This is a genomic window from Neoroseomonas soli, from assembly GCF_018129065.1.
GTDB lineage: Bacteria > Pseudomonadota > Alphaproteobacteria > Acetobacterales > Acetobacteraceae > Neoroseomonas > Neoroseomonas soli.
Genome location: NZ_JAAEDM010000101.1, coordinates 1 through 12,639 on the forward strand (window position 1 = coordinate 1; position 12,639 = coordinate 12,639).

Sequence of the window (12,639 nt, forward strand, 5' to 3'; positions counted from 1 at the left end):
CGCGTCCGCCCGAACCCGAGCCGCCGCGGCCGGAGGAACCGATGCCCCTGCCGCCGCCGGAGCCCCCGCCACCGCCGCCCGAGCCGCCGCAGCCTCCGCCCGGGCCGCCGCCCGGCACCGAGCCTTGCAACGTGGACACCCAGTCCGGCGGCGCGGGGGAGACGCGGACGCGGCACTACCTCGGCCCGAATGCGGGTCCGGTGACGCTCGACTACGACACCCAGACGGTGCCGGACCGGATCGAGGTTCGCTACCGTGGGCGGGTGGTCGCCTCGACCCCCGGGATGGTGAGCGGGCGCGGGCGGATCGGCTTCGACTGGCGGCCGCAGGGCGGGGACAACGTGGTGGAGGTCGTCGTGATCGGCCCCTTCGCCAATACGCGGTGGCGCTACCGCCTCAACTGTCCGGTGAACTGATGCCCGCAAGCATCGAACCCGCCACGTTGGCGCCGCGGGCCGCGGTGCGGCAGACTGCGCCGCGCGAGATGGGACATCCATGAGCAGCAGCACGACCACCGCCGGATTGATCAGCCTGGTGCCGTCCTCCGGCATCCAGTTCCTCGACATCGACTTCGATGTGGATCGGCTGCCGCGCGGATCCCGCAACTTCTGGGAAGAGACGCTGCGCGAGCAGGTGGACCACGAGGGCAAGTCCCCGGTCATCCTGCGCGTGCTGGAACCGGATGCGGACGGCAACCTCGCGGATCCGGTGACGCGGCAGGTGCCGGCGCCGGAGGAAACCTACGCCATCTCCCGCGCCCAGGCGCTCGAGGCTTTCCTGAACAAGTGGGTGCCGCTGCCCTATTTCCGCGTCCATGCGCGGGGCGCGGACGGGAAGGAAGTCTATGACCGCGGGCCCTCGAACTGGGCGCGCGCCTATATCGCCGAACTGCCGCAGCGGGATGCGGAGGGGCGTTCGCATCGGCTGGTGCTGGCCTTCGACACGGCGCTGATGCCGCGCGTGCCGGAACGGCCCTATATTGCGCCGGCGCCCGAGGACAGCGCGCGGCAGCAGGAATTCGCGCCGGTCTGCGGCCATGCGGAGAACGCCTGGTTCCTGAATGAGTCCTGGGTCGGGCAATGGCTCGAGGAAGGCTTCCGCGAGTTGCGCCAGGCGCAGCGCGGCGGGCGGGCGCTGCGGCCAGAGGACTTCCCCCATGCCTGCGAGCACTGGGCGCGCTACCTGAGCTTCCTCGGACTGCTGGAGGGCATCGGCATCCTGCCGCGCATCCGGCTGGTGGATGTCGTGTCCGACAATCGCGGCTATGCGCCGATCAATGTCGATCTGGTCCTCGATGTCGGCAATTCGCGCACCTGCGGGCTGCTGGTGGAGGAAAGCCAGGATGCGCCGTCGCTGAACAATTCCTCGGTGCTGACGCTGCGCGACCTGTCACGGCCGGAGCAACTTTATGCACGGCCCTTCGAGAGCCGGGTGGAGTTCGCCGTAGGGTCCTTCGGGCGTGATGCGATCTCGCGGCGCTCGGGGCGGGCGAATGCCTTCCGCTGGCCCTCGCCCGTGCGCGTGGGGCCCGAGGCGATGCGGCTCGCCGCCGCGACGCAGGGGAATGAGGGCGCAACCGGGATATCGTCGCCCAAGCGCTATCTCTGGGACCGGCGGCCGAACGTGCAGGGCTGGCGGTTCAACGGGCGCGCGAGCGATGGCGTCACGACGGAACCGCCGGTCTCCGGCCCGTTCATGGCGCATGTCACCGAGACGGGCGAGGCGCTGCGCATGCTGCGCGGGCGCGGGCAGCCGGCGGTGCGGGCGCGCTTCTCGCGGTCGTCGATGTTCACCTTCCTGCTCGCCGAATTGCTCATGCAGGCCGTCAGCCAGATCAACGCGCCGGCGACGCGCGCCGCGCGCCGCTTCGCCGACGTCCCGCGCCGGCTCCGCCGGGTGATCCTGACCCTGCCGCCGGCCATGCCTCTGGCGGAGCAGAAGATCCTGCGCGAGCGCGCCGAGGGCGCGGTGAAACTCGCCTGGGACATGCTCGGCTGGACCGAGGCCGGGCCGACCGCGCCGCCCGAACCGCGCGTGCTGCTGAACCTCGATGAAGCCACGGCGACGCAGGTGGTCTGGCTCTACACCGAGATCACCCAGCGGCTGCAGGGCGACGCACAGGGGATGTTCGAGCTCGCCGGGCGCGTGCGGCCGGAACGCGGGCCGAATCCGTGCCTGCGCGTGGCCTCCATCGACATCGGCGGCGGCACGACGGACCTGATGGTGGTGACCTGGAGCGTCGAGAACCGCGACACCATCGTCCCGCGCCAGGAATTCCGCGAGGGCTTCAAGATCGCGGGCGACGAGGTGCTGGAAGGGCTCATCACGCATCTCGTGCTGCCGCAGGTGGCCGATGCGCTGCGCGCCGCCGGCATGTCCGACCCGCAGGCCTTCCTGCGGCAGACGCTCGGCGGCGATCGGGGCGGGCAGTCCGAGGTGGAACGCCACCTGCGCCGGCAGTTCGTGGCGCAGGTGCTGGAACCGGTCGGCCTCGCCGTGCTGCACGCCTATGAGCGCATCGAGGGCCGCCAGATGGGCGAGGTGTTCCGTGCCACGATCGGCGCCGTGCTCGCCGGCGAAGCGCAGCCCGCCAATCCACGCGCCATCGCCTTTTTCGAAACCGCCGCGCGCCAGGCCGGCGCGCGGGGCTTCGCCATCGCGGATGTCGAGGTCGCGGCCGATGCGCGGCGGGTTGAGGCGGTCATCCAGGCCACGCTCGGCCCGGTGTTGGCCGACCTCTGCGAGGTGGTCTGGCACTACGATTGCGACGTGCTGCTGCTGTCGGGGCGACCCTCGCGGCTGCGTGCGGTGACGGACATCGTGCTGGCGAAGTCCCCGGTGCCCCCGCATCGCATCATCGGCATGCACCGCTATGCCGTGGGCGGCTGGTATCCCTTCCGCGACGCGAACGCGCGCATCGAGGACCCCAAGACCAGCGCGGCCGTCGGCGCCATGCTCTGCGCGCTGGCGGAAGGGCGGTTGGAATCCTTCCTGATGCGGACCAGCCAACTCGGGATGAAATCCACCGCGCGCTACATCGGGCGGATGGAGATCTCCGGCCAGATCCGCGAGCAGGGCGTGCTGCTGTCGGAAGTGGATCTCGAAAAACGTCCCAACCCGGGCGACGAGGTCACCTTCACCATGAACTTCGCGGCGCCGACCTTCCTCGGCTTCCGGCAATTGCCGATCGAACGCTGGCCGGCGACGCCGCTCTATGCGCTGGAATTCGCGAACCCTGAAAGCGTTCCTCGCATGGCGCTGCCGCTCAAGGTGAAGATCCGTCGCGCCGACATGGACCCCGACGCGCCGGGCCAGGAGGAAAAGCGCGAGGATTTCCGCGTCGAGGAGATCGAGGATTCCGAAGGCACCGCGCTGCGGCGGACCGATGTGGAGATACGGCTGCAAACCATGAAGAGCGAAGCCGGCTACTGGCGCGACACCGGCGTGGTGGGGATGGCATGAGGCTCGACGTGACCAGCGATGCCGCGCTTGCCGCCGCCGCCCGCGGCACGGCGGAAGCCGCCACCGACGCGATCGGCTGGCTCGCCGAGAACCGCGCCAAGGTGCGGGAGGAAGCGCAGGCTGTCGCGCGCGACTTCCGCAAGTTCGCCCGCCGCGCGCGCAAGCTGGAAGCGGCCGCCGAACGGCCGATGTGCGTCGCCGTCTTCGGGCCTTCGCAGTCGGGCAAGTCCTACCTGATCTCGGCGCTGGCGCGGCGCGGGCAGGATTCCGTCACGGCGATGTTCGACGGCGCGGCGCTCGACTTCGTGCGCGACATCAACCCCGAGGGCGGGCAGGAGGCGACGGGCCTCGTCACTCGCTTCACGCTGCGGCCGCCATCGACGGTGCCGGGGCATCCCGTCGCGCTGCGGCTGCTGTCGCAGACCGATGTGGTGAAGATCCTCGGCAACACCTTCCTCGAGGATTTCGACCCGGCGGAGGTGGACATCCCGTCGCCGGAACTCGTGCAGTCGCATTGCGCGCGGTTCGCCGCGCGTGCGGGCTCCGAGCCGGTGGACCGGCTGACCGAGGACGACATCGACGACCTGCGCGAGTATTTCGAGAGCCTGTTCCGCGGCCATCCGCTGGTGCCGGGGCTCGGTTCGGCCTTCTGGGTGCAGGCCGCCTCCATCGCACCGCGCCTGCCGGTGGCGGAGCGCGCAGGCTTCTTCTCCATCCTGTGGAACGGGCACGAGGCCTTCACCGCCGCCGCGCGGGAGTTGTTGCAGGCGCTGGCGGCGCTCGACTTCCCGGACGAGGCCTTCGTGCCGCTCGCCGCGCTCTCGCCGCGCGAGACCTCGATCATCGATGTCCGCACGCTCGGCATGCTGGGCGATCCGGCGGACGGCAAGCTGGACGTGCGGACACGGGCGGGGCGCCAGGCGGTGCTGCCGCGCGCGGCGGTCGCGGCGCTGGTCGCGGAACTGACCATCGCGCTGCGCGACAAGCCTTGGGATTTCTTCGAGGTCACGGACCTGCTCGACTTCCCCGGCGCGCGGTCGCGCGAGAAGCTGACGCAGCCGGGGCGGTTCCTCGCGGAGAAGGGGAAGCTGCCGGGCCTCTTCCTGCGCGGCAAGGTGGCGTACCTGTACCAGCGATACTGCGCGGAGCAGGAGATCACCTCCATGCTGCTCTGCATCGGGCCGTCGAACCAGGAAGTCCGCACCCTGCCGCGGATGATCAAGGACTGGGTGGACGGGACGCTCGGCGCGACGCCGGAGGAACGCTCGCGCCATCGCAATGCGCTGTTCCTCGTGCTGACCAAGTTCGACACCGAGTTCGAGGAGAAGAAGGGCGCCACCGAAGGCACCGGCAGCCGCTGGACCATTCGCCTCAACGCCTCGCTGCTCGACTTCTTCGGCAAGGAGTACGACTGGCCGCACAACTGGGCGGCAGGCCAGCCCTTCGCCAACACCTACTGGCTGCGCAACCCGAACGTCGCGGCCAAGCACATCCTCGACTACGACGAGCATGGGCGGGAGGCGGCGCCGCGCGCGGCCGAGGCGCCTCGCCTCGCGCGGCTGCGGGAGGAGTTCCTCGCCAACGAGGATTGCCGCCGCCACTTCTCCGATCCGGTGCGCGCCTGGGACGAGGCGATGACGCTGAACGACGGCGGCATCTCCTACCTCGCGGAAAGCCTGCGCCCGGTCTGCGACCCGGCGATCAAGCGCGGCCAGATCGCCGCTCGGCTGGAGGCGCTGCGTGCCGACATGGCCGGGCGCCTCTCGCCCTACTGGCATTCCGGCGACCTGACGGCGGAACTCGCCAAGCGGCGGGAGGAAGCGCGTGTCGTCGGCCGTGCGCTGGTCGCCTGCGCCGCCGCCCAGGCTTTCGGCCGCCTGATCCGCAACCTGCAGGTGACGCCGGAGGAACTGACCTCCGCCTGGTGGCGCATGCAGACCGAGCCCGACGAGGAAGCCCCGGTGGGCGCGCGGGCCGGGGAGGAGGATTACCTCGCCGAACTCGGCGATCTCGTGGCTCCCGCGGCGCAGGGCGAGCACCGTGCGCGCGACGCCTTCGAACGCTATGCCGACATGGCCGTGGGCGAGTGGATGGAGAAGATGCACCACGCCGCCGCCGAGCCGGAGATGGCGGAACAGTTGAAGCTGCCGCGCGACGCCGCCGCCGCGCTGGTCGCGCAGATCGGCGCCGGCGCGCGGCGCACCGGGCTATCGGCGAGGATCGCCCACCGTCTCCGGGAGGCTGCCTCCTACCGCCAGAAGCTGAGCGAGAGCGCCAGCAAGCCGGTGATGGTGGCCGAGGGGCTGGTGAACCGCTTCGTCCACACGCTCGGCTATGCCGATCTGGCGCCCGACCAGCGCCCGCGCGCCGGCCGCACCGATCGCCCGGTCTTCGCGCCGCGCCCGCCGGTGAACGGGATGCCGCATCTCGCCGCGCAGCCGGAATCCTACGACAAGCAGTTCCACGTCGATTGGATCAGCGCCTTCTCGCGCCTCGCGGAGGAGAATGTGACGGCGCCTGGTGGGCTCGAGATCGACGTGGCGCAGAACGAGCGCCTGGGGAAGATCCTGGGCGTGCTCGGCGCGGCCAGATGACGACGGTTCTCGCCGCCGCGGACCCCGCCCATCCGGAAGGCGGGCATGCCATCATCCTGCTGAAGGGCGTGATGGACCCGCCGGCCGATGCGCGCTTCCGCATCCTGCGCGAAGGCTGGGCGAAGGGCACGCTCGGGCCGGAAGGCTGGCAGGTGAGTGACGCGCTGGTCACGCCGGACCGGGTGGAAACCTCGCCGCAGGGGGTGCGGCTCTACCTCGGCCCGCATATCGCGGATTGGCTGGAGGCCGGGCCGGTGCTGTTCCGCCTGCCCTCGGCCGGGATCGACGCGCCGCTGTTCTGGCCGGACGTGCCGCCGCTGCATGGCGGCAGCGGCAACACCATCGCCGTGCCACCGCCGGTCGCGCGGCCGGCGCCTGCGCCCGTGCCGCCACCCCTGCCGATCGAGGACCCCGACGCGACGGTAGCCATCGCGCCGCCGAGGCCCGCCCCGCCGCCGCTCTCGGTGCCGCAGCAGGCGCCTGTCGCGCGCACGACCTCCGCCCTGCCGCGGATCCTGCTGGTCCTGCTGCTGCTGGCTGCCGCAGGCGGCGGTGCCTGGTGGTGGTTCCTGGGCCGCGAAAGGCCGGCGCCGGATGCGCCCCCGCCCGAGGATCCCGTCGTCATCGCCCCGCAGCCGCTCGAACCGCCGGCCTTGCCGCCCGTGCGACCGCAGGCCGAGCCGCAGCAGCCGGTCTCGCTGGACGGGCTTTCGGTGCCGGAAGTGATTGCCCGTGCTGCCTCGCCCGCCGCCATCGCCGAGGAAGGCGCCCGTCGCTACGAGGGCGGGCGCTACGACGATGCGCTGCTGCTGTGGGAGGCCGCCGCGCGCGCCGGGAATGCGGCATCGCTGACGCGCCTTGCGGGGCTCTACGATCCGGTCGGCTTCACGCCCGGCCGGCCCTTCCGCGATCCCGACCCCCGCCAGGCCGCGCGGCATTACCGCGACGCGGTGACGGCGGGCGACGCCGCCGCGGCCGAGCCTCGCGCACGGCTGCGACGCTGGCTGGAGGACCGCGCGAGGGAAGGCGACCTCAATGCGCCGCTGACCATCAGGGATTTCTGGCAATGACGCCGCGCCGCCTGCTCCTGCTTGCGTCCGCCGCGCTGCCTGCCGCCGCGCAGGCGCAGACCGCCGGGCGCCAGCCGCTGCTGATCCCGGGCAAGACCACGCTGTTCCAGCGGGTCATCCTGCGGCCCGGCGCGACGCTGCATGCCCAGCCGGGCGCCGCGCAGGGGAGGCCCTTGCCCGGCTTCTCGGTGATGCACGTCTATGCGCGCCGTGACGGCTGGATCGAGGTCGGGCGCGAGGCCAATGGCCGCACGGAAGGCTGGCTGCGGGAGGACCGCGCGATCGACTGGCGCCACACCATGGTCGGCGCCTTCACCAATCCCGCGGGCCGCGAGCGCACCATGTTCCTGCGTGACGCGCAGACGCTGCGCGGGCTGCTCGCCTCGCCATCCATGACGCAGGATGCGGTGGCGCTGCGCGCGGCGGCGGGCCAGCCAGGCAGCCCGGTGCTGGCGCTGGAACCCGAGACCTTCATCGACATCCAGCGCAACTTCTACCTGCTGCCGATCCTGGAGGCCGAGACCATCCAGCGCCGCGACGGCACGCAGATGCGGATGCTGGAGGTGATCTCCGCGCCCGCCGAACTGCGCCAGGCGCCGCAGCAGGCGGACCCGTCGCGGCTGCGGGACTTCCGCGGTGCGGTTGTGTTCGTGATCGACAGCACTGTCTCGATGCAGCCTTATATCGAGCGCACGCGCGAAGCCATCCGCCGCATCGTCGCGCGCATCGGCGACACGGCGGTGCGGGACAATTTCCGCTTCGGCATGGTGGCCTATCGCGCCGACATCTCCGCGCGGCCGCAACTGGAGTATGTCACGCGGTTGGTGGCGGCGCCGGACCTCGCGCAGCCGCCGGGCGCCATCCTGCCGGCGCTGGAGCAGGTGCGCGCGGCCACCGCCTCCACCGAGCAGTTCGACGAGGACGCCATCGCCGGCCTGCGCGTGGCGATCGACCAGGTGGACTGGTCGGCCTTCGGCGGGCGCTACGTGGTGCTGATCACGGATGCGGGCGCGCTCGATGCGATGGACCCGAAATCTCAGACCCGCCTTGGCATCCCCGAGATCAAGGCGTTGGCGGATGCGCGCGGCGTCGCCTTGTTCGCCATCCATTTGCAGACGTCGGAAGGGCGCCACAACCACGCGCATGCGCGCGCGCAGTACACGGAACTGACGCGCTATGGCGCGGCCGGTTCGCTGTACTTCCCGGTGGAGGGCGGCAGCCCGCAATCCTTCGAGCGCGTGGTGAACGGGTTGACCAATGCGCTGTTCCGCCAGGTGGCGGATACGGTCGGGCGCCCGGTCGGAGGCGTGGAGCCGGCGCGCACGCCGGAGGCCGAGCGCATCGCGCAGCAGGTGGAGATCGTCGGCACGGCGATGCGGCTGGCCTATCTCGGGCGGGAAGGGGGGACGACGGCGCCGGACGTGGTGCGGTCCTTCACCACGGACCGCGACCTGCGCGATCCGACGCTCGCCGCGCTCGACGTGCGCGTGCTGCTGACGCGCAACCAGTTGAGCGACCTGTCGCAGGCGTTGACGCGCATCCTCGATGCCGGGCTGGCGGGTCGGACTGATCCGCGGTCCTTCTTCGGGCAGTTGCGCGCGGCCTTCGCGGCGACGGCGCGCGATCCGCAGCGGTTGGGCAACCTCGCGCGCGTCGGGCAGGCGCTGGGGGAATACCTCGACGGGTTGCCCTACCAGAGCCAGGTGATGGAACTCACCGAGCAGGAATGGCTCTCGATGGGGGCTGCGGCGCAGCGGGAACTCATCAACGGGATCGAGGCTAAGCTGCGGCTGTATCAGGAATTCGCGGCGCGCCCGGACCTTTGGGTGACGCTGGACGGGCGGCCCGGCGGGGAGGCCTTCTTTCCCGTGCCGCTCGACGCGCTGCCGTGATGAGCGGTTGCCCGCCTCGGGCGTCGGCGGCGCCATTGGATTGCCCGCCATGCGCTGGTGCGTTGGGCGCCGCGGGCGGGTTGGGCGCGGTCGCGCCTTGCGCGTCCGGCTCGCAGCATGGCCGCGCGCCGCCGGGCGTTGCGCGATGACCGCGTTGCTGTCCCTTCGTGGACTGCACAAGGCCTATCGCGGGGATGCGGCGCCCTTCGCGCTGGAAGTGCCGGAATTCGACCTCGCGGCGGGCGAGGCGCTGGCGCTGGCCGGTCCCTCGGGCAGCGGCAAATCGACGCTGCTGATGATGCTTGCGCTCGCCTCGCCGCCGGATACGGCGGAGGGCTTCGGCTTCGCGGGGCAGGATGTGTTGCGCCTTTGGCGCGAGGGCCGGCGCGATGCGCTGGCCGGATTGCGTGCGGGGAAGATCGGCGTGGTGCCGCAAACGGGTGGGCTGCTGCCCTATCTCAGTGTCGCCGGGAACATCGCGCTGACGCAGCGCATCGCCGGGCGGCCCGATCCGGCGCGGGTGCTTACGCTGGCGGAGGAACTCGGCATCGGGGCGCAACTCGGCAAGCGGCCGGCGGCGCTTTCGGTCGGGCAGAGGCAGCGGGTGGCGATCGCGCGGGCGCTCGCGCACCGGCCGGCGCTGGTGCTCGCTGACGAGCCGACCGCCTCGGTCCATCCGGAACTGGCGGATGCGGTGCTGGCGCTGCTGAAGCGCGAATGCGCGGAGGCGGGCGCGGCGCTGCTGGTGGCGACGCATGACCCGGAGCGTGCCGCGCGCGCGGGGTATCCGGTGCTTGCCTGCGTGACGCACGCGCCGGGCGAGGATGGCGTGGCGCGGTCCGTCTTCACGCGCGCGCCGCTGGCCGAGGCGGCCTGACCATGCTGCGCCTCGCGCTCGCCGACCTGTGGCACGAACGGGTGCTGTTCCTCTGTTCCGCGTTGGGCTGCGCGGCGGTGCTGGCGCCGCTGATCGTGCTGTTCGGGCTGCGGCAGGGCGTCGTCGCGGGGCTGCGGGCCGAGTTGCTCGACGATCCGCGCGCGCGGGAGGTGGTCTCCGTCGTCAACCGGACCCTCGAGCCGGCGCTGTTCGATCGTCTTGCCGCCGATCCGCGCATCGCCTTCCTCGTGCCGCGGACGCGCGCGCTGTCGGCCACGATCGTGATCGAGAACCCCGCACGGGAAGGGCAAGGAGTGCGGATGGAATTGCTGCCGACGGCGCAGGGCGATCCGCTGCTGCCGGGCCTTGTGCCGGGCGCGGACGGGCTGGTGTTGTCGGCGACGGCGGCGGAACGGCTGGGGCTGCGGACGGGTGATGCGGCGCTTGCCTCCGTCGCGCGCAGCCGCGGGGGGGAGCGCGAGGTGCTCAGCCTGCCGCTGCGTGTCACCGACATCGCGCCGCCTGCCGCGGCGCTGCGCGATTCCGCCTTCGCCACGGTGCCGGTGTTGCTGCTGGTGGAGGATTTCCTCGACGGCACCGCCGCCGCAGATGCGCGACCCGGCAGCGAGGCCGAGGCCCGCGCGCGTCCCTTCGCCGGCTTCCGCCTGCACGCCGCGCGGCTTGAGGACGTGCCCGCGCTGGACCGCGAGTTCCGCCTCGCCGGCATCGAGGTCGCCTCGCGCGCCGAGGCGGTGGCGGGGTTGCTGCGGCTCGACGGCAACCTTGCGCTGCTGTTCCTCGCCATCGCAGGCGCGGGCGGGGCGGGGTATCTTGTCAGCCTCGGCGTCGGGCTCTGGGCGCAGGTGGAACGCAAGCGGCGGGACCTGGCGCTGCTGTCGCTGCTGGGGTTGAAGCGGCGGGCGCTGCTGGCGCTGCCGCTGATCCAGGCGGCGGCGGTGGCGCTGGCGGGGGCGGTCATGGCGTTTGCCATCGCGGCCTCGGTGGCGACCGTGCTGAACCGCGCCTTCGCCGGCACCGTCACGGGCGACCGCCCGGTGTGCCTGCTGACGGCGGGGATGGGCCTGGCGGCCGCCGGCGTGACGCTAGGGGGTGCGCTGCTCGCCGCGGTGCTGGCCGGGCTGCGCGCGGCCGCGGTGCCGCCCGCCGAAGGCCTGGCGGAGGGCTGAGGGATGCGCACCGCCACCGCCACCGCCGCGCTGCTGCTGATGCTGGCCGCGCCTGCCGCGGCGCAGGCGCCCTGGCCGGCCGACTTCACCAATCCGCGCGCGGCCGATGGCGACCTCGTGCTGCCCATGCCCTGCGGCGGCGCCATGGCCTTCCGCGCGGTCGAGACACCGGCCGGTCCCGGCGCGCTGGACGACCGGCCGGTGACGCTCGGCACCACCGACCCGGCCGGTGGCGTCGCCGAATTCGCGCGACGGGAGGCGATCGCCGGCCCCTTCGCCGCCGAGGGGCGAGACGTCGCGGTCTTCTGGATCGGCAAATACGAGGTCACGCGCGACCAATACGCCGCGGTGATGGAGGAACGCTGCCCGACGCCTGCCGCCAACGGGCGCCTGCCGGCGGCGACGCTGTCCTGGTTCGATGCCGTCGCTTTCTCCCAGCGCTACACCACCTGGCTGCTGCGCAATGCGCGGGCACGCCTGCCGCAGGCGGATGGTTCCCCGGCCTTCGTCCGCCTGCCGACGGAAGAGGAATGGGAATACGCCGCGCGCGGCGGCGCCGCGGTGAGCGAGTTGGATTTCCTCGCGCGCACCTTCCCGATGCCGGAGGGCACCGCGCGCTACGCCTGGTTCCAGGGGCCGCGGTCCGCGGCCGGGCGCGCGCAGCCTGTCGGGATGCTGGAGCCGAACCCGCTCGGCCTGCACGATATCCTGGGCAATGTGGGCGAGATGGTGCTCGAGCCCTTCCGTGCCGTGCGTGTCGGCCGCCTGCACGGGCAGGCCGGCGGCGTGGTGGTGAAGGGCGGCGATTTCCGTACGCCGGAGACGGCGCTGCGGGCGTCGCTGCGCATCGAGATCCCGCCCTTTGACGCGACGGACGGGCAGCCGACGCGGCTTGCCTCGGTGGGCTTCCGCGTCGCGTTGGCGGCGCATGTCACCACCAGCCTGCGCCGCGCCGAGGCCCTGAACCGCGCCTTCGAGGCCGAAAGCCGCGCCAGCGGCACCGAGGCGGAGAACGCCCGCCGGCAGATCGCCGCCCTGCGCGAAGGGGCCGACCCGCGCCTGCGCCAGGGGCTGGACCGGCTCGAGGCCGGGCTGATGGCCGCGGAACGGTCGCGGTTGGAACAGGAGCGCGCCGGCATCCGCGCGCAGTTGGAAGGGGCCGCGGTGCTCGGGCGTTCCGCCGGGCTTTCGCAGCGACGGCTCGATGGCTTCCAGGCGCTGATCGATGGCGGCGACGTTGTGCAGGCCAGCCCGGAAATGCGCACGAACTGGGCGCGTGCCGCCGAAGGGTTGCGGGTTGAGCGGGAACTCGCGCTGGATGGGTATGCGCGGATTGTCGCCGATCTCGGCCGCAGCGCCGACCGCGCTGCCCTGACGGCCGAGGCCGCCGTGGTGGCGCGCGAGACCGAGGCGCGCGGCGCGCCGGAACTCGGGCCCTACCTCGATGTCGCCACGCGGCATGCCGCCGATTCGCGCGACCGCGGCCTGCCGCCGCGCGAAAGGCTGCGGGAGGAGGTGCTGGCTGCGGCGCGCGGCACCGCTCCGCCGACCCAGGCG

The 12,639-nt window shown here is 72.4% G+C and carries 8 protein-coding genes; all 8 read left to right on the top strand.

Annotated features, from left to right (window positions below):
- Positions 1 to 416: hypothetical protein (locus tag GXW76_RS22525; RefSeq protein WP_211864359.1), on the top strand; the 416-nt coding region annotated here is incomplete at its 5' end.
- Positions 417 to 495: 79 nt separating this feature from the next.
- Positions 496 to 3,462: a virulence factor SrfB gene (locus tag GXW76_RS22530; RefSeq protein ID WP_211864360.1), complete on the top strand. Its 2,967-nt coding sequence runs from the start codon at positions 496 to 498 to the stop codon at positions 3,460 to 3,462.
- Complete coding sequence (locus tag GXW76_RS22535; protein ID WP_211864361.1) at positions 3,459 to 6,056, top strand: virulence factor SrfC family protein; 2,598 nt, start codon at positions 3,459 to 3,461, stop codon at positions 6,054 to 6,056. Before GXW76_RS22530 ends, GXW76_RS22535 begins: the two co-directional genes overlap by 4 nt.
- Positions 6,053 to 7,126 carry a hypothetical protein gene (locus GXW76_RS22540; protein ID WP_211864362.1) on the top strand — a complete coding sequence of 358 codons (1,074 nt, stop codon included), beginning with the start codon at positions 6,053 to 6,055 and terminating at the stop codon, positions 7,124 to 7,126. The genes GXW76_RS22535 and GXW76_RS22540 overlap by 4 nt, the downstream gene beginning before the upstream one ends.
- A complete protein-coding gene (locus tag GXW76_RS22545; protein ID WP_211864364.1) occupies positions 7,123 to 9,018 on the top strand; it encodes a vWA domain-containing protein in 1,896 nt (631 codons plus the stop codon). The genes GXW76_RS22540 and GXW76_RS22545 overlap by 4 nt, the downstream gene beginning before the upstream one ends.
- 145 nt (positions 9,019 to 9,163) lie before the next feature.
- Positions 9,164 to 9,895 carry an ABC transporter ATP-binding protein gene (locus GXW76_RS22550; RefSeq protein ID WP_211864366.1) on the top strand — a complete coding sequence of 244 codons (732 nt, stop codon included), beginning with the start codon at positions 9,164 to 9,166 and terminating at the stop codon, positions 9,893 to 9,895.
- Between the two features lie 2 nt (positions 9,896 to 9,897).
- Complete coding sequence (locus GXW76_RS22555; protein ID WP_211864367.1) at positions 9,898 to 11,082, top strand: FtsX-like permease family protein; 1,185 nt, start codon at positions 9,898 to 9,900, stop codon at positions 11,080 to 11,082.
- A 3-nt stretch (positions 11,083 to 11,085) separates the two neighbouring features.
- On the top strand, positions 11,086 to 12,639 hold a 1,554-nt coding region (locus tag GXW76_RS22560; RefSeq protein ID WP_211864371.1), incomplete at its 3' end, for an SUMF1/EgtB/PvdO family nonheme iron enzyme.